General features: G+C 64.8%; 15 protein-coding genes and 1 pseudogene. 8 read left to right on the plus strand and 8 right to left on the minus strand.

Features of this window, described 5'->3' with window-relative positions; genetic code table 11:
- From A8G18_RS23050 to A8G18_RS11550, 3 genes are all read left to right on the plus strand, one after another.
- Positions 1-531, plus strand: a 531-nt coding sequence (locus tag A8G18_RS23050) for a DUF6308 family protein (protein ID WP_064063986.1), incomplete at its 5' end; no start/stop codon positions are given.
- 522 nt (positions 532-1,053) lie between these two features.
- Positions 1,054-1,785 (plus strand): hypothetical protein, encoded by a 732-nt coding sequence (locus A8G18_RS22810; RefSeq protein ID WP_115311626.1) that lies wholly within the window; start codon positions 1,054-1,056, stop codon positions 1,783-1,785.
- A 156-nt stretch (positions 1,786-1,941) separates the two neighbouring features.
- On the plus strand, positions 1,942-2,559 hold the full coding sequence (locus A8G18_RS11550; protein ID WP_064063988.1) for a uracil-DNA glycosylase: 618 nt from the start codon (positions 1,942-1,944) through the stop codon (positions 2,557-2,559).
- 212 nt (positions 2,560-2,771) lie between these two features.
- On the opposite strand, the gene A8G18_RS11555 is transcribed toward A8G18_RS11550, so the two are convergent.
- On the minus strand, positions 2,772-4,097 hold the full coding sequence (locus A8G18_RS11555; RefSeq protein ID WP_245207851.1) for a DUF6884 domain-containing protein: 1,326 nt from the start codon (positions 4,095-4,097) through the stop codon (positions 2,772-2,774).
- 185 nt (positions 4,098-4,282) lie between these two features.
- On the minus strand, positions 4,283-4,432 hold the full coding sequence (locus A8G18_RS22815; protein ID WP_157100849.1) for a hypothetical protein: 150 nt from the start codon (positions 4,430-4,432) through the stop codon (positions 4,283-4,285).
- Positions 4,433-4,777: 345 nt separating this feature from the next.
- Between A8G18_RS22815 and A8G18_RS22820 the strand changes: the two genes are divergently transcribed.
- The 5 genes from A8G18_RS22820 to A8G18_RS11575 all read left to right on the plus strand — a co-directional run bounded on the left by A8G18_RS22820 (position 4,778) and on the right by A8G18_RS11575 (position 14,158).
- Positions 4,778-4,975: a hypothetical protein gene (locus A8G18_RS22820; protein ID WP_147290725.1), complete on the plus strand. Its 198-nt coding sequence runs from the start codon at positions 4,778-4,780 to the stop codon at positions 4,973-4,975.
- 253 nt (positions 4,976-5,228) lie between these two features.
- Positions 5,229-7,202 (plus strand): type I restriction-modification system subunit M, encoded by a 1,974-nt coding sequence (locus A8G18_RS11560; protein ID WP_064063989.1) that lies wholly within the window; start codon positions 5,229-5,231, stop codon positions 7,200-7,202.
- Positions 7,203-8,381, plus strand: coding sequence for a restriction endonuclease subunit S (locus tag A8G18_RS11565; RefSeq protein ID WP_084421726.1), 1,179 nt, complete (start codon positions 7,203-7,205; stop codon positions 8,379-8,381).
- A complete protein-coding gene (locus A8G18_RS11570; protein ID WP_064063991.1) occupies positions 8,365-11,475 on the plus strand; it encodes a type I restriction endonuclease subunit R in 3,111 nt (1,036 codons plus the stop codon). Before A8G18_RS11565 ends, A8G18_RS11570 begins: the two co-directional genes overlap by 17 nt.
- A 106-nt stretch (positions 11,476-11,581) precedes the next feature.
- Entirely contained in the window at positions 11,582-14,158 is a 2,577-nt protein-coding gene (locus A8G18_RS11575; RefSeq protein WP_064063992.1) for a DEAD/DEAH box helicase, read from the plus strand.
- A 224-nt stretch (positions 14,159-14,382) separates the two neighbouring features.
- On the opposite strand, the gene A8G18_RS11580 is transcribed toward A8G18_RS11575, so the two are convergent.
- The 6 genes and pseudogenes from A8G18_RS11580 to A8G18_RS23055 form a co-directional block, all read right to left on the minus strand.
- A complete protein-coding gene (locus A8G18_RS11580) occupies positions 14,383-14,934 on the minus strand; it encodes a PIN domain-containing protein (RefSeq protein ID WP_064063993.1) in 552 nt (183 codons plus the stop codon).
- Position 14,935: 1 nt separating this feature from the next.
- Complete coding sequence (locus A8G18_RS11585; RefSeq protein WP_064063994.1) at positions 14,936-15,370, minus strand: helix-turn-helix domain-containing protein; 435 nt, start codon at positions 15,368-15,370, stop codon at positions 14,936-14,938.
- Between the two features lie 433 nt (positions 15,371-15,803).
- Positions 15,804-16,421, minus strand: a complete 618-nt coding sequence (locus tag A8G18_RS11590) for a recombinase family protein (protein ID WP_006553200.1) — start codon at positions 16,419-16,421, stop codon at positions 15,804-15,806.
- 128 nt (positions 16,422-16,549) lie between these two features.
- Complete coding sequence (locus A8G18_RS11595) at positions 16,550-17,086, minus strand: PaaI family thioesterase (protein ID WP_006553199.1); 537 nt, start codon at positions 17,084-17,086, stop codon at positions 16,550-16,552.
- Between the two features lie 22 nt (positions 17,087-17,108).
- Positions 17,109-17,558 (minus strand): universal stress protein, encoded by a 450-nt coding sequence (locus tag A8G18_RS11600; RefSeq protein ID WP_006553198.1) that lies wholly within the window; start codon positions 17,556-17,558, stop codon positions 17,109-17,111.
- 12 nt (positions 17,559-17,570) lie between these two features.
- Positions 17,571-17,817: pseudogene (locus A8G18_RS23055) on the minus strand (MFS transporter); the annotation flags it as partial.

Below are 17,817 nucleotides of genomic sequence, written 5' to 3' on the forward strand. Positions count from 1 at the left end.
CCCGCCGCGGTGATCACCGCCGACGAGATCGCCCGCACCCACAAGGTGCGCTCCCGCATCAGCCACGCCCAACGCGACTGGTTCATCCGTACCGCCGCCGACGCCCCGTGGGCGGCGGTGCCGATCGACGCGCGGTTGGTCGACGCCGACCCGAACATCGGCGGCGAACTCTACGACCGTGCCGAAGCTCTCTACGACCATTTCCGCACCGCCGCGCCCCGGCACGTGGGGGTAGCCAAGATCAGCAAGGTGCTTCACCTCAAACGCCCCGGATTGTTCCCCGTCCTCGACTCGAAGGTCATGGCGTTCTACCGATTCCACGCTCGTGCCGCCGCGGCCCGATACCCTCACCGCGGCCGGCGAGCGATGTTCTGGGCGGCTATCCGCGACGACGTGTGCACCAACCTCGACAACGGTGCCCCCCCGCTGCTGCGCCGGCGCCTGGCGCAGTCCGAGACCGAGCAGGCCCGTCGGCTCGCGAGCCTGACCGATGTGCGTCTGCTCGACCTGCTGACCTGGGCTGTCGCCTGAACCCGACGCTGTCATCACCCCCGGTGACGATGTCGGGGGCGACGTCGGTCAAGTTCAGCACGCTCGGAGGCCCCTCGCGCCGTCCGACTTCACCGGACCCCTTCGGGCGGAGCCGATGCAGGTCCCCGGTGAACATCTCGGTCCGGTCGACCGCGAGCTCGACCATCTCGTCCTCAAGGGTCTTCTTCCAGCCACCCTTCCTCGAGGCGACGAACCCATCGCGCCGGTCGCAGCCGTTGGATACGGTGCGCACACATCGTCGACCGACCCGAAAGAAGACGCAATGGCAGGAACGAGCAACAGATCCCTGCTGATCCGAGACGCCGGCACGGGCGGTGCGTGGTCGTCGCCGGAGATGACGGCCTACACCGATGAAGACCACCTGCAGGCGATCATCGCCGACGCGCCGCACCACGTGCCGGGTGTACCCGACGGCGCGGTGGCCCTGCGGGAGCTGTCCACCACCGCCGGACCGGCCGATGTGTGCATCGTCGATCCGAACGGGGAGATCACCGTCGTCGAATGCAAACTCGCCTCCAACTCCGAACGCCGCCGTCTGGTCATCGGCCAGGTCCGGACCTGTCCAGCCTCGACGACGGCACCCGCGCACAACTCGACCGCAATATCGGCGACGGCCGGATCCACCTGTGCCTGGCGGTCGACCGCATCGACGCCGACCTGCGCCGCCTGATCGAGTACCTCAACCGCATCACCCGCGACGACGTCCGTGTCACCGCCCTGCAACTGACCTACGCCCGCCACGGCGACATCGAGATCCTCACCCCCTCGACCTTCGGCGCGGAGGTCGCCGCGGCGAAAGCACACTCCTCCCGGACCACACGTCTGTGGACGAAAGACGCCTTCCTCGACGCCCTCGCTCCCGGCGCCGCCCGTACCCGGGCGGTCGAGTTGTTCACCCGCATTGAGGGCCTCGACGAACGCAAAGGCACCGCCGAGGACCTGTGGTTCGGTCGACCCCCGACCGGTGGGGTGTTCCTGCACCACTACGGACTCAGATTCGCTCCACTGCACCTGCTCGCCGGAGAAGACGGCGAACTGCTGGCACGAGGAAACTGGACGAACTATCCGCAGCTCAAAGCCCACCCGGGCTTCGAGCAGCTCGCTGCCTTCCTCGGTCAGGACCGCACAGGCCCGGCCCGCAAGATTTCCCTGGTCGAGGTCGAGATCGACCGGCTCTGGCCGATCGTGCTGCGCTGCGCCCTGCAGATCAACGCCGCCGAACCGGCATCATGAACGTCACCGTCTGTGTCGACCGCTCGAGGAGAGGTGCGCCGGACTTCCACACCGCCGTGTCCAACGTCTTTGCGTCCCACTCGTTTGCGACGACCGGAGAGGCCAGCCGGCCCGGGCGGCGGTCCTCTGGCGGTCCGATGTGTCATGGTCTGTCGCATGCCGAACGGACGTAACGCCGACCCCGCGGTGGTCGCCGCGAAACTTGCACGGATCCGCGAACCCCACGTCAAGCCGCTCAACGACCTGGCGGACCGGATCGCCGATGCGGTCGGCTTGCCCCGCGGTCACGTGCCGTACGTCGACCCGGACCAAGGCGGTATCGAAGCACGGGTGCTGGTGTTGCTCGACAATCCGTCCACCAAGGCCGAGGCGGGTACCGGCTCCGGGTTGCTGAGTCTGGACAACGACGATCGCACCGCCCGCAACTGCCGCGAGGCCTACGCCCGCCACGGCGTCTCGTCGTCGCAGGTCGTGCACTGGAATGTGGTGCCGTTTCCCGTGGCAGGGGTCAAGAACGGGGGCTCGACAGCCGCCGAACGTGCCCGGGCGGTGCGGTGGACCCGGGAAGTCGTCGAGCTGTGCCCGAAGCTCGAGCAGGTGCTGTTGCTGGGGGCCGCTGCCCGCGACGGCTGGGCCCGCGCCGGCATCACCGGCGACTTGTATGTGCTGCCCGGCAAGATTCCGCATTGCTCGGCCCGCGGCTTGAACTCATCCGGGGGCCGGGAGCGTTTCGAGGCGGCGATCGCCCAGATCGCCCACTCTCTCGCCTATTGATTCCAGGACCGCAAGCGCGGGACTGGTACAGCAGCGCGGCCGGGAGCGACGCCGCCCCCTCGGTGCGGGCGGATCACGCCCTGACGACGGACCGACCCTGCGGCCGTGTCGGATGCTGGGCGGGTGCAGGACATATGACCTGCACCGATGGCGCGCCCGAGCATCGATCCGCGAGCCGGCTGCAGGCCACTCGGTGCGCGGGCCGGCGTCGGTCAGCGGTGGCGCCGCCGCAGTTCTTTCAGCCGGATCCGGACCGGGGTGGCGGCCATCCCTTGCAGGTTCAGCGGTGGGTCGATCGCCGCGAGGACCTCGTCCTCGAGGTGCCCGAGGGTGTCCGGATCGGCGGAGGCAATCGCCACCACGCTCAGATGACGGGTCATCCACGCGGTCAACGCAGTCTCGTCGATGACGTCGCTGCCCTGCGCGTGGGCGAGGATCGAGCCGAGGGTGCGCCGAAAGGTGGAGAACTCGTGCTTACCGCCCAGGTGCATGCCGGCGATACGGGACCACAACGTGTTGGAGGAGCGTTTGCCGCTGGGCCAGCGTGTCGCCCCGGCCAGCCCGGCGTAGATCAACCCCGGTGCGATCGGCAGGTCGAGACCGACGGTGAGATCATCGGCGCCGGCGGCATCGACCCACCAGCTGTACAAGCCGGGCCGCTTCCACGGCGCCGGATCGGTGGCAAGGAACTGGGTCGGGCGCATGGCGTGGGTGTGATCGAGCAGCCCGGCGACGAAGGCAGCGGTATCGGCATGCGTGGCCCCGCCATCCGCCACCGGCGTCGGTTCGGCGGCCGGGGTGTCGCTGCCGTGCTGGGTGTACCAGCTCAGGCGATGTCCCATGCTCAACCCCGCCAACGGGGTGCGGATGCTGGCGCCTTTGGCGTGCAGGTGCGGTGCCAAAGCGTCGAGGTAGGTCGCTCCGGCGTGGATCTCGACGACCCGGTCCTGCAGCGGACCGGTCAGCAGTTCGAGGCGTTCGGCCACCCACCTCCCCCATGCAGCGCGATACGCGGGCGGGGTGTCGGGGAGATAGCGTTCGTACGGGGCGAGCCAGTCGTCGGGGGCGACCAGTCCGTGTTCGGCCGAGAGGATGAACCACGGCCGTCCCGTCTGTTCGGCGTAGGCCCGCTGCTTGGTGAACAACGGCGAGACGTACAGATCTTTCGCCGCCGATGGCGCCTCGCGTTTGGACTTCACGCAGGTGACGAGCACCAGATCCGCCTCGACATGTCCATCCGAGCGCTCACCGGCTGTCGCGGTGGGGCCGGGACCATCCGCCGCCACGACATCCGACGACGGGTGGCCGGGGGTAGTGATGCGGTCGAAGGTGACCGTCTCGCCCAGCCGCAGGTCGGTGAGGACGAATCCGGCGGCCTTCCAGGCGTTGACATGGCCGCGATCGCCCGACCACCAGGTGCGGTGTCTGACCGCCGAGGTCGGCAGGTCCCCGACGAGCGATTCGAGTTCGTCCCACGTCAGCCGGACCGGCGTGTCGGCGACCGCCAGCTTGTCGATCAATACATCCCAGTGCGCCACGACCTGTGTCTATCACCGAACGGCGACACCCCCGGCATACGGGGATCGGCTCGGCACACACCCGAGCGGATCGGCGGTCGGACGGTTCTCGGTGACGGTGATCGCCGAGAGTATCGGGTGGTTCTGTCACACTGGAGAGAAATCCCCGCCGTACCCCTTGCGGCGGGGATTTCTCTGCGCACAGATCATTTGTCGGTTTCGACCGGGGCGAATCCGTAGTAGTTGATGCCGTTCCAGTCGGTATCGACGACCATGACCATCGCGCCGTCGATCTCCAGGAGCGCGAAGAGTTCGTCCGGGTCGAGATCTTCCGGATCCCCGGCCTCGGTCGGCATCTCTTCTGTGACCCGGGGGGCTGATGTAGCCCCAAACGGTTGCACCGCCGTAGTAGACGAACAGCAGGGTCGGATCACCGGTGTTCGCTCCGTCGTCCGAATCGGCTGCCTGCCCACTGAACGGGGAATACACGGTGCCGAGATAGTGGACGCCGATCGTCGGAAGAGCCATCAACCGTTCCTGTTCTGTCGTTGCAGTTCTGACACAGAGTCCCAATCGGGCGCAATGCCCCTTTCGGGTACTCGGCGGGTCACTGTAGGTGTCCGGTCTGACACGAACGCGATGCCACCGGTGATGGATGGGGCGTTATCGACTCGAAGAGCACGGCGTTCTATCGGCCGCAGGTGTGTGCCGCAGCTGCCTGCTACTTCCGCCACGCTCGACGAGCGATGTTCCGGGCGGCCATCCGCAACGACGTGTGCGCCAACCTCGACAGCGGTGCCCTTGCGCTGAGCCGTTGCCGCTGGGTGCGGCCCGAAGTCGAACTGGTCCGCCGGCTCGCGACCTTGACCGAGGTGCGTCTGCTCGACCTGTCGACCTGACGACCCGAGTGACCGCGTGCACCCGGCGCCGGCATCCCGGCGGGTGCACGCGATGGCCGGGGCGAGGTGCCAGCCCACTCCACCACGACTCAAGCCTCCGGTCGTCACCACCGAGAACCGGCTCTTACGTCAACTGGCCCTTCGGGACCAATCCCCTGGTTCACCCGCGCCCGTGGTGCTGTCGCCTGGGCGGAGCTGTCCCCACGCCCCGGTAAGTTCGTTCCCAGTACTGGCGAAGGAGACGAACACCCCTATGGCGACGACGAACGCGTCCTTGATCTGGAATATCGCGAACCTGCTGCGCGGCCCCTACCAGCCGAACCAGTACGGCGATGTGATCTTGCCGTTCACGATCCTGCGGCGCCTAGACGCGATCCTCGCCCCCACCAAGGACGAGGTGATCGCCGAATATAAGAAGGTCCAGGGGCTGGGGATCGACCCGTTCGTGGTGCTCAAGTCCAAGTTCGGGCTGCCGTTCTTCAACACCTCGGTGTGGGACTTCGGAAAGCTTGCTGCCGACCCGGCCGGGCTGGTGGACAACCTGCTCGACTACATCGAAGGGTTCTCGGCGAACATCCGCGACGTGTTCGACGGCTACGGCCTGCCCACCCTGATCGCCGAACTCGACAAGAAGGACCGGCTGTTCCTGATCGTCAAGGAGTTCGCGAACGTCGACCTGCACCCAGATCGGGTATCCGGGCACGACATGGGCTACATCTTCGAAGAACTCATCCGCAAGTTCGCCGAATCCAACAATGCCCAGGCCGGTGACCACTTCACCCCCCGCGAAGTCATCGCGCTGATGGTCGACCTGCTCTACGCCGACCAGGACCTCGAACTCACCGCACCCGGCATCGTGCGCACCATCTACGACCCCGCCGCCGGCACCGGCGGCATGCTCTCAACCGCCTACGACCACCTCGTCGAGATGAACCCCGCCGCCAAACCGGTGCTGTACGGGCAGGAGATCAACCCCCGCTCCTACGCGATGTGCAAATCCGACATGGTCATCAAAGGCCAGTCCGTCGACAACATCTACCTCGGCGACACCCTCGCCGACGACGGCTTCAGCGGTCACCACTTCGACTTCCTGCTCTCCAACCCCCCGTTCGGAGTGGAATGGAAAACCCAGCAGAAGAAGGTCACCGACGAACACGAACAACTCGGACACGCCGGCCGCTTCGGACCCGGCCTGCCCCGCGTCTCTGACGGCTCCCTATTGTTCCTGCTCCATTTGATCAAGAAGATGCGCCCCGTCCGCAGCCCCGATGACAAGGGCTCACGCCTGGCGATCGTCTTGAACGGCTCGCCGCTGTTCACCGGCGGCGCCGGCTCCGGCGAGTCGAACATCCGGCAGTGGATCATCGAGAACGACCTGCTCGACGCGATCATCGCGCTGCCGACCGACATGTTCTACAACACCGGCATCTCCACCTACATCTGGATCCTCGACAACAAAAAAACCGGGCAACGAAAAGGCAAGGTCCAGCTCATCAACGCCGTCGACATGTTCGGCAAGATGCGCAAATCGTTGGGCTCCAAGCGCAAGCAGCTCCGCGACGAGGACATCCAATTGATCTGCCAGCTCTACGACGAGTTCCGCCACGACGACGGCATCGATGATCCCGCGTTGTCGAAGATCTTCGACAACGAAGCGTTCGGGTACCGCACCATCACCGTCGAACGGCCCCTCCAACTGTCCTTCCACGTCCACGAGGACACCGCCGAGCAAGTCCTCGCCGTCAAGGCGATCGCCAAGCTCCCCGATGCCGAGCAGACCGCTGTCCGGGACGCGCTCACCACACTGGTCGGCCGGTCCTGGTCGAACCGCGAGAAGTTCGTCGCCGACCTCAAGACCGCGCTCAAGGATGCCGGCATGGCCAAGCCCGCCGCACCGATTGTGAAGGCGATCTGGACCAGCATCGGGCAGCACGACCCCGCCGCCGACATCGTCACCACCAAGGGCAAACCCGAAGCCGACTCCTCCCTGCGCGACACCGAGAACGTGCCCCTGTCGGAGGACATCGAAAAGTACTTCGCCCGGGAGATCCTCCCCCACGTCCCCGACGCGTGGATCGACCACGACAAGACCAAGACCGGCTACGAAATCCCCTTCACCCGTCACTTCTACCGCTACACCCCACCCCGACCCCTCGAAGAAATCCAGAAAGACCTCCGCAGCCTCGTCACCGAAATCCAGGCCATGCTCGCCGAGGTGGGCGCATAGATGTATCCGACTCAACAGCTCCGACGTTTGGCTCGGATTCGCAACGGCGCGGACCATAGCGGGGTCCAGGACGATCTTGGGGATTTCCCAGTTTACGGATCTGGTGGGGAGTTCACCCGTGCAACTCGATCGCTCTACTCCGGACCGGCTGTGCTTCTGGGACGGAAGGGGACGATCGACAGGCCGATCCTTGTAGACGGGGAGTTCTGGACTGTCGACACCATATTCTGTGCGCAGCCCCACCCGGAGGTGGATGCAGCTTTCCTCTACTACGCCTGCACGACCATTCCATTTAGCCTGCTATCCACGAGCACTGCACTGCCGAGCATGACTCAAGGCGATCTGAATGCTGTCCGGCTCCCAGCGCCGACCTATGAAGTCCAGCAAGCGATCGCAAGCTTCCTCGACCGTGAGACCGCGAAGATCGATGTCTTGATCGCCAAACAGGAGCAGCTCATCACCACCCTGCGTGAGGACCGTGCCGCCACGATCACCCAGGCCGTCACCAAGGGCCTCGACCCGAACGCCGAGATGAAGAACACAGGGATCGGTTGGCTCGGCAGCGTGCCCGCACACTGGAAGCTCATCCCCCTTCGCTACCTGTATGCGAAGCGCAAGGATCAAGACCATCCTGATGAGCAGCTCTTGTCTATCTACCGTGACTACGGGGTAGTTCCGAAGGACAGCAGGACTGACAACTTCAACAAGGCGTCGGCTGATCTGAGCTACTACCAGCTCGTTGAGCATGGTGATCTTGTGGTGAACCGCATGAAGGCATGGCAGGGCTCTGTTGGCATCTCGCGGTACCGAGGGATCATCAGCCCGGACTACTACGTGTACAAGCCTCTTCACGATCAGTTTGATGGTTTCCTGAACTATTTGTTCCGCTGCCAGCGGTACGCCGCCGGCTACGGGAGGCTATCGACTGGAGTTAGACCAAGTCAGTGGAGCATTACGCCGGGCGATCACCTGGGGATGGAGGCATTGCTACCTCCAATCGAAGAACAGATCGCAATCGCTGAGTTTCTTGATGCGCGCTGCGTGAAGATCGACGCCTTGATCGACAAGTCGACCGAGATGATCGAGACGCTGTGTGAGTACCGCTCTGCACTGATCACCGATGCGGTGACGGGGAAGATCGACGTGCGGGGGGAGCCTAATCATGCCGCAACACCATGAGTCTGTCCTTGAGGACGAGATCTGCCAGCATCTCGCTAGCCGCGGCTGGTTGTACTCTCCGGACGACTCCGGCTACGACCGCGAGTTGGCCCTGTTTTCGGAGGACGTGTTCTCCTGGCTCGCTGAGACGCAGCCGACCGAGTGGGAGAAGCGGGTCAAGCCCGCCGACTCCCCGGAGGTACAGGAAAAGGCGAAAATTGCTCTGTTGCAGCGCCTCGTGAAGGCGTTGTCGGCTGATCTGAAGGCCGATGGTGGCACGCTGGCGGTGTTGCGTCGCGGGTTCTCCGACTTCAATGCCTCGTTTGCGATGTGCCAGTTCAAACCCAATTCGGGGTTGAACGTGACGACCGCGGCCCGGTATGCGGCGGTGCGGTTGCGGGTGATGCGGCAGGTACGCTACTCGACATCGAACACCAAGAAGGCCATCGATCTGGTGTTCTTCGTCAACGGTATCCCGGTCGCGACCGCGGAGCTGAAGACCGATTTCACGCAGTCGGTGGAACATGCGATCGAGCAGTACAAAAAGGATCGGGCCCCAAAGGGGGAACCGCTGCTGACGTTCGGCAAACGCGCCCTGGTGCACTTCGCGGTGTCGAACAAGCAAGTGCACATGACCACCCGGCTCAATGGGCCGGGAACGGTGTTTCTGCCGTTCAACCGCGGCAACGGTCACCGGGCGGGGAATCCACCGAACCCGCACGGGTCGGCGTCGTCATATCTGTGGGAGACGATCCTGCAGCGTGATACGTGGCTCGAGATCCTCGACCGGTTCCTCCATCTGGAGGTGTCCGAACGGCGGGATCCGGTGACGGGGAAGAAGACCCGCAAGGAAACGCTGCTGTTCCCGCGGTTCCATCAGTGGGAAGCAGTCACCCAGTTGGTGGCGGCCGCTCGGGCGGAGGGGCCGGGACACAAGTATCTGATCCAGCATTCAGCCGGGTCGGGGAAGACGAACTCGATCTCCTGGCTCGCGCAGCGTTTGGCGAGCCTCTACAACGAGCGCGATGAGAAGGTGTTCTCGTCGGTCATCGTGGTCACCGACCGCACGGTGCTCGATGCGCAGTTGCAGGAGGCGATCCACCAAATCAACCGCACCACCGGCGTCGTCGCCCACATCGACGGCCTCACGGGCTCGAAATCCAGTGAGTTAGCGGATGCGCTCGAGTCCGGGACGCACATCATCATCGTCACCATTCAAACGTTCCCGTTCGCGTTGGATGTGATCGAGAACAAGGAAACCCTCCAGAATCGGAATTTCGCGATCATTGCGGACGAGGCCCACTCGTCACAGACCGGTGGAGCGTCGAGCAAACTCAAGGAAGTTCTGTCCAAGAAAGAACTGGCTGAAGTCGCGGAGGGCGCGCCGGTACCAGCCGAGGACGTCCTGAGCGCTGAGACCAAGGCACGAGCGAACACACAGAACGTCTCGTTCTTCGCGTTCACCGCGACCCCGAAGGCCACCACACTGGAGACGTTCGGCCGTAAAGGTGCGGACGGATCCCCCCGCCCGTTCCACCTGTATTCGATGCAGCAGGCCATCGACGAGGGCTTCATCCTCGACGTGCTGCGCAACTACACCCCCTACAAGACCGCGTTCCGACTCTCGCACGGCGGAAAAACCTACGCCACCTCCGACACCAGCGAGGGCACGATCGCGGTCACTAGCGGTGCCGACCCCGACGATGCGGATCTGGTGGATCGGTCGGCGGCGGTGAAGTCGGTGATGAACTGGGTGAAACTGCATCCGACGAACATCGCCCAGAAGGTGCAGATCATCGTCGAACACTTCCGCCAGAACGTGGCGTGGCGGCTGAACGGGCAGGCCAAGGCGATGGTCGTCACCTCCTCCCGCAAGGCCGCGGTCCGCTACAAGCTCGCCTTCGACCGGTACGTCGCCGAGAACGGCTACACCGACGTTGCCGCGCTGGTGGCGTTCTCCGGCGAAGTGAAGGATGCCGAATCCGGCAGCGATGAGCCGTTCACCGAAACCAGCATGAACCCCGGTTTGAAGGGGCGGGATCTGCGGGATGCGTTCGCCACCGACGAGTTTCAGGTGATGCTGGTGGCGAACAAGTTCCAGACCGGGTTTGACCAGCCGAAACTGGTTGCGATGTATGTCGACAAGAAGCTCGGCGGCGTCCAGGCGGTGCAGACCTTGTCTCGGCTCAACCGTACATTTGCGCCGTTGAAGGATCAGACGTTTGTGCTCGATTTCGCGAACGAGGTTGCCGACATCGTCGATGCGTTCTCCCCGTACTACGAGGCCACCACCCTCGCCGATGTCACCGATCCGAACATCGTCCACGACACCGAACGCAAACTCGCCGTCGCTGGCATCTACGAGGCCTCCGAAGTTCACGGTCTCGTCGACGCCTATCTGGCGAAGAAGGGCAACAGTGCCCTCGAAAAGTGGATCGCCCCGGCGGCCGAGCGGTACACGATCCGCATGAAAACCGCCGTCGAACACAACGACCGAGCCACGATCGACGAACTGGCGATGTTCCGCAAGGACGTCGGCACCTATATCCGCCAGTACGAGTTCCTCTCCCAGTTGTTCGACTACGAAAACCCGTGGCTCGAAAAACTCGTCATCTATCTGAAACTGCTGGCCCCGCAGCTCACCGGTGGGGAGAAGCAGACCCCGATCGACCTGTCCGCGGTCACGATCGACTACCTCGGCCACCACGAACAGGCCCAGCAGAACCCGGCCCCCACCCCCGGCGTGCAGCTGGAACCGGCCAAGGACGCCGGCACCGGCACTGTGAAGGATCCGGACCTGGTCGCGTTGGAGGAGGTGATCGCGAAGATCAACGACCTGTTCTCCGGCGACCACCCCGACTCGTCGGTCCGCAACGTCGTCACCCACATCAAGGACCGGCTCGAGGAGAACGAGAACCTGCAACAGCAGGCCAAGAACAACAGCCTGGCCCAGTTCTCGGCCAGCCCCGACATCGACAGCGCGTTCGTCGACGCCGTGATCGGCGCGATGGACTCCTCGACAGACCTCTCAGTGCAGATCCTCAACAACAAGGACCTCGCACAGAAACTGCTCGGGGAGCTACTACCGTCGGTGTACCGACGCCTCGCCGACTGAATCGAACGGGAAGCGCTTACAACCATGCCAGCCGGCGCGAGCTTGAGTGCCAGAGACAGCACGTGACCGAGCGAGCTGACCGCAGACGACGAAGGGAGTCCTGACAATGGCGTTTCAGGGCAAGACTAAGAAGGCTCAGCAGCTGTTCGACTCCCCTGAGGAGATGTATCTCCGAGGCTCCCTTCCACGAACAGCAGATGCTGTCAGCTCGCTGTGGATCCACCAGGGCGACGCGCTCCGGGCATATGCCACGAAGCACCAGGACACGCCTGACCTGGCACTGGAACTGCCGACCGGGACTGGCAAGACCCTCCCCGGACTGCTAGTCGCCGAGTGGGTGCGACGCAAGGCCGAAGGGCCTGTCCTGTACGCGGCGCCGACCAAGCAGTTGGCCGACCAAATACTCACCACCGCCAAGAACGAAGGCGTGCCCGCCCGGCTCCTTGTCGGCAGTCACCACGACTGGAACCCGGCGGACGAGAGCGATGTCGAGGGCGGCGAGGCCATCGCGATCACAACGTACAGCTCGATCTTCAACAGCAGCCCAAAGCTGCCCGTGCCGCGCCTCGTCCTGCTCGACGATGCCCACGCCGGTGAGCAGTTTGTCGGCGAACAGTACGGGGTCACGATCCGCCGACATGAGGCGGACGCCGCCTACCTGGCGGTCCTTAAGGCGCTGCGTCCCTTTCTTTCGGGCCTACAGATCCAGCGACTTCAGGGAGCGCCCGATCCCGGGGCACACCACCAGGTGCGACTCATCCTGCCCTCCGTCGACCCCGGGGCGCTCACAGAACTCGACGCAGCGCTCGCCAAGCTCGGCGAGCCGTACAAGTACCAGTTCGCCATGATCCGCGGCGGACTCGCCTCCTGCTGCGTCTACCTCTCCTACGGTGGCATCCAGATTCGCCCGATGATCCCACCGACCTTCGAGAACAAGGTGTTTTCCCATGCAGGCCAGCGGGTCTACTTGTCAGCTACCCTCGGCTCCGGGGGTGAGCTTGAGCGGGCGTTCGGTCGCTCCGAGATCATCCGTATGCCTCTGCCGACCAAGACTCCGCCGCGCTCGGGCCGGCGCCTGTTCGTTTTTCCCGATCTCGTAAAAGGTGGCGATGCCAGCGGCCTCACACAGAATATCGTGGGTGTCACGAACAAGGCACTCGTGCTCAGCCAGAAGACGTCTGCAACCGCCAAGCAGGTTGCGCGTCTTCTCGCCGGGGAGGGCGTCCCCGCATTCGGCAAGGACGTTGTCGAGCAAGGCCTCGCCACGTTCGCCAAGGCGCCAACGGGTGTGCTTGGCCTGGCGAACCGATACGACGGCATGGACCTACCGGACGACGCCTGCCGGATCGTGGTGCTCGATGGCAAGCCGGATGCTGTCAGTCTTCAAGAGAAGTTCCTAAGCGAGCGCGCCGAAGCCAGTGCGGCCCTTGCCGAGCGGCTGCGGACACGGATCGTGCAGGGAGCGGGCCGTGCAACTCGTGGCCCGAACGACTACGCCGTGGTAGTCGTGGTCGGCTCGGACCTCACGCGGTACTTCTCACGTGCGGAGAACCAGACGGCGCTGGAGCCCGAATTGCAGGCCGAAGTCCAGTTCGGGTGGGACAACAGCAAGGGCCAGGACGCCTCCGACATCCTGGACAATGTCCGGATTTTCCTGGAACACGACACTGATTGGCGTGAGGGCGGCGAGCCGCTCGTTGCAGAGTTCCGCGAGGAGGCTGAGAAGGTCGAGGCTCCCGGCGCTGCCGCGTTCGGTGAATCCGCCGAACTCGAGGTGGAGGCATGGAAGCTCGCGTTCTCCGAAGACTGGATCGCGGCTAGTCAGAAACTCGAGGACGCTGCCCGCCTAGTCGGCAAGGGCGGCGACGCCACGCGAGGTTACCGCGGGATGCTGCTTTACCTGGCGGGAATCTGGCTCCACCTCGGAGCTGAGAGCGAGGCTCACCGGGCGCATGCGCGAAAGTTGGTCCGCGACGCGGCCAAGGCGTCGATCCGCGGTACCTGGCTCAAGGAGATGAAGGAACTACCCGGGGCGGAGGAAGCCCCGCCCTCGGCCGTGGATGCTGTGGCAGTCAACAACATCGTTGCCAAGCTCACCGGGGCGCTGAAGCCGAACAAAATCAAGAAGGACCTCGCCGACATGCGTGAGGCCCTCGGTCAGGATGAAGCGACCTCGTACGAGGTATCCCTGAGCGCCCTCGGGGCCTTCCTTGGCGCCGCGGCAACGAAGCCTGCTGGACAGGGCCGCTGCGACTCGGCCTGGCGGTGGGATTCGGCGCTCTGGCTAACAGTGGAAGCCAAGTCGGAGCAGCACTCCGATGGTCTCCTGCCTCTCAAGGACATCCGGCAGGCCAACACTCAGCTTGACCAACTGGCCGCTGACCAGGGCGTCGAACATGCCCCAGCGGGGAGTCCGACGATCATCGTGTCGGATCGTCTGGCGGTGGCACCCGAGCACGCACCCGTCGCCAACCCGAACGTCTACCTTGCATCTACCGAAGTGGTGAGTCAGATCGCTGGTGACGTCGAGGCGGTGTGGGCGGACCTGCTGGCCAGCATCGCCAAGCAAGAGCCGATTCACATCCTGCGGCGCCATGTCCGGGAGACTCTGGCGGAGAATGGGTGTCTGCCGACCCAAGTGGTCGACCGGCTTACCCAGGAAAATATCCGTCCGGGCGAATGATTCGGCAGGCTCGCGTGGAAAATTGCACCACAACCTCTCGGCTGGTGTCTTCTTCACCAGCATCGTCTCATTCCTTGGCAGTGAGACAGCCGTCCTGCGTGTACGCGGGATCTAATCGCCCCAGCTCGCGACGTCTCATAAGTTGATTCCGAAACAAGTCCTTGAAACATCGGTACGAGTACAACTTTCGGAACAACAGGCCGTGTGCAACACATCGTGGAATCTCAGCGACGCAACGCAGCCGCGGAGATCGGTAGGCCCGCCACGGCGAGACGGTCGCAGACGTCGGCCGGTGTGCCGGGCGGATTGCGCCACGCCGCAGCGGTGGCGCTGATCGCCTGGTGCACCCGTGCCCCGTCGAGTGTGAACAGGTCCATGACGAACTCATCCGGGTGCAGGGCCTCGATGCCGAACTGGGCGAGTTCGGCATCGGGGAAATCACGCAGATTCGCGGTGACGATCACCTGCGCTGAGCAGCGGATCGCCGCGGCGAGCACGTGCCGGTCGTCCTTGTCGGGCAGCGTCAGCGCTGGGACGAGTGCCTCGTATCCGGTGACCATGCAGTCCGGGACCGCTCGGTTCATCAGCTCCCGCAGCCTGGCCAGGGTGGCGGTGGGGATGTCCGGCCGGTCGGCGGCGAGATTGCGGAACGTCTCGTCGAGAATCCGGTCGGTCCACCGGGCATGCACCAGTCCGCTCTGGGCAAGACGAATCAGAACGTCGCGAAGCACGTTCGGGTACAACACATTCGCGTCGTAGAGGACAGTGAAGGTCACGTCAGTACAGTCCGAGGTCCTCGGACAGGGCGGCCAGCTCGTCCGCCGCCCCGCGCGCATCGCGCTGCTGGGTGCGCCGGTACTCAAGAAGCGACGATGCCAAGATCCGGCGATGCCGGCCCACCAGTCGATACTGGATGAGGCCCTGGTCGAGGAGCTTGATCACGTGCGGGCGCGAGACGTTGAGCAGCTCGGCGGCCTGCTGGGTGGTCAGCTCCGCATGCGCCGGGACCACGGTCACGCCCTGGCCGGCCGCCATGTTCGCCAAGACGTCTTTGATCAACTCCAGAGCCGAACTCGGCAGGTGAACGGACTCCGACGTCCCGTCGACGGTGACGTCGAACGTGTCGGTGCCCGCTTTGACGTCCCGCAGAACGTTCAGTGCTTGTCGTGCCTGTTCCTGTTCCACGGCACTGGGATGTTCGATCGCGGACATGACCCACCTCCTCTAAATGAAATATACGCAGCAAACGAAACAAACGCAAAAGTCGGGTAATCTTGCGAACGGCGAGACCGTCGCGGCGGAAATTCGGCCCGGCTCGCTGTGACGGATTCGCGGGTGTGCTGTTTGACGATCCCTAACCAGCACGCTTTTGAAGCGAACCCAAGGCCATGTCGCAAGGCGGGGTAGCCGTAGCATTTGCCGAAAATCGGGCGGATATGGCGTAGTGCCCGGTCGGTGATCCGCTCGGCCTGTTGGGTCGAAACGATCGTCTGTCTCGCCACCGGCTCCTGGCGGGCGCGGCGTATCCGCCCAGCTCGCCGACGATCCGATTCGGGCCAGAACTCGTGTGGGACGTAAGGGCCCGCAACCCAAGGTTGTCAGGAAGTGCAAAGTAGCGGGATCCTGACGACAGGCTGGTGAATTCTCAGGCTCGTGGTGCAGCACTGCTGACGATGCGGTGGATGGTGGAGCGGCCGACGCTGTATTCCTCGGCCAGGTCCGCCAGGCTCGCGTCGTCGGCGGGGTCGTGGTAGCGGCGGTGGATTGTTTTCCGTGCCGTGAGAGGAAGTTTCGGCTGCTTGCCCTTGAGCCTGCCTTTCGCGCGGGCCTTGGCCATGCCCTCGCGGGTGCGTAGGTGGTTGAGGTTGGCCTCGAATTCGGCGACCATGGCCAAGGTTTGCAGGAAGAGCTTGCCGAACGGGTCGTTCCAGTCGTAGATCGAGCTCCCGAGTCCGAACAGCACCTCGCGCTCGCGCAGTTCGGTCAGGGTCTGGCCTGCTTCGGCCATGTTGCGTGCGAATCGGTCGAACTTCGGCGTGGTCAGCACTACCTGTCGCCCGTCGATGGCCGCCGCGGCGGAGGTGACGGCGGCGAGTGCGTTGTCGAGCCCGGCCCGGTTCTTGCGGGTGGTCCCGGAGAACCCTTTGTCGATGAAGATCCGCTCACGCGGCACTCCGAGCGCCAATAGCTGCTCGGTTTGGATCTCGACGTCTTGTTCGTCGGTGGAGCAGCGGCAGTATCCGACGCGGAACGGCTCACCCATGCCGAAAGTGTTCCAGATAGCGGGGGTTGACCGGCACAGTCAGCGGAACACCTCTACGGAACACCGGTGAGCTGGGCCGACGTTGGCTCTGCGTGGTGTTCCGGTGGCCGATCCGGTTACGGAACAGGTCAGGGGGTGTTATCGGTGTGTGGGGGTGTGTTGTGGGTGAGGAAGTGGTTGACGTCGACGGTGAGGAACAGGGCGGTGGCGGTGGTGATCACGTGGGCGTGGTCGTTTTCGATGGTGGCTTGCAGGTGGAGTTTGCGGCCGTCGCGGGCGTGGATGTGGGCGCGGAGGGTGTAAGGGGTGTCGAGCAGGATCGGGGCGAGGTAGTCGATGGCAAGGTGGCGGGTGACCGCGGGTTCCCCGACGGTGTAGAGCAAGAGTCCGAACAGTTCGTCGAGGACGGTGGCGACCGCGCCGCCGTGGGCGATCGCGGGGGCGCCGACGTGGCGAGAGTCGAAGCGGTGGTGGGCGTGGACGCCGTGTGCGTCGCGGCGGGCGCGTAGCTGGTGGCCGTGGGGGTTGGCCGGTCCGCAGCCGAGGCAGTGGTCGTGGTGGGGTGGCAGGTCGGCGGAGTCGGGTGCGAGCACAGGGAAGGCGGGAATCCAGTCCGGGACCTGTCGGGGCTCGGGTGTATGGGTGCTGGGTGTGTTCTCGGTCATGGGCGCTTTCTGTGGGGTGTGTCTACCGTGCGGTGGTGAAGAGGATGTCGCAGTGGGCTTTGCGGGCGAGCTCGATCGGTGGGGTAGTCAGCAGCCGGGCCAGCAGCGGTGGCCGGTGGGGATCGGCGGTGACAATGAGGTCGGCGCCGGTGGCGGCGGCCAGGTGCAGCAGCGCGTGCGGGGCGGGTTCGGACAGGATGTGGGTTTCGATGTCGGTGGCGCCGTGGGCGAGGGCGTGCTGGTGGGCGGTCCGCAGGATGGCCTCGGTGGGAGTGGTGCCGCGTAGCTGGTAGGCGTCGGGTCCGAGCCGGTCGAGGTCCGCCCCGAGCTCACGTGCGTCGATGTGGTGGCGGGCGCAGATGATCAGGAGCCGGGCGTGGGTGGCGTGGGCGAGTTCGGCGGCGTGGTCGACCACACGGTAGGAGCGGTCGGATCCGTCGGTGTCGACGATGATCGTGCGATAGGCCGTCATGACGGGCGTCTTTCACGAGAAGGGAGCGTGTTTTGCGGGGGAAATGGTCGAGATGTATCGGCGGCGTGGTGCGCGGCCGGGGGCCAGTACTGCCAGCACGATCGCCCCGACGGTGGTGAGGGCGGCCAGGGCGAGCGCGGCCTGGCCGCTGCCGTGCACGAACGCGGCCTTGGCGAACTCGGCCAGCGGTGCGGCCACCGGTCCGGCCTGGTCGGCGACCTGCAGCGCCGCGGCCAGGGAATCGGCGACCGGGCCGCGG

The sequence above is a fragment of the Rhodococcus gordoniae genome (genome assembly GCF_001646655.1).
Taxonomy (GTDB): Bacteria; Actinomycetota; Actinomycetes; order Mycobacteriales; family Mycobacteriaceae; genus Rhodococcus; species Rhodococcus gordoniae.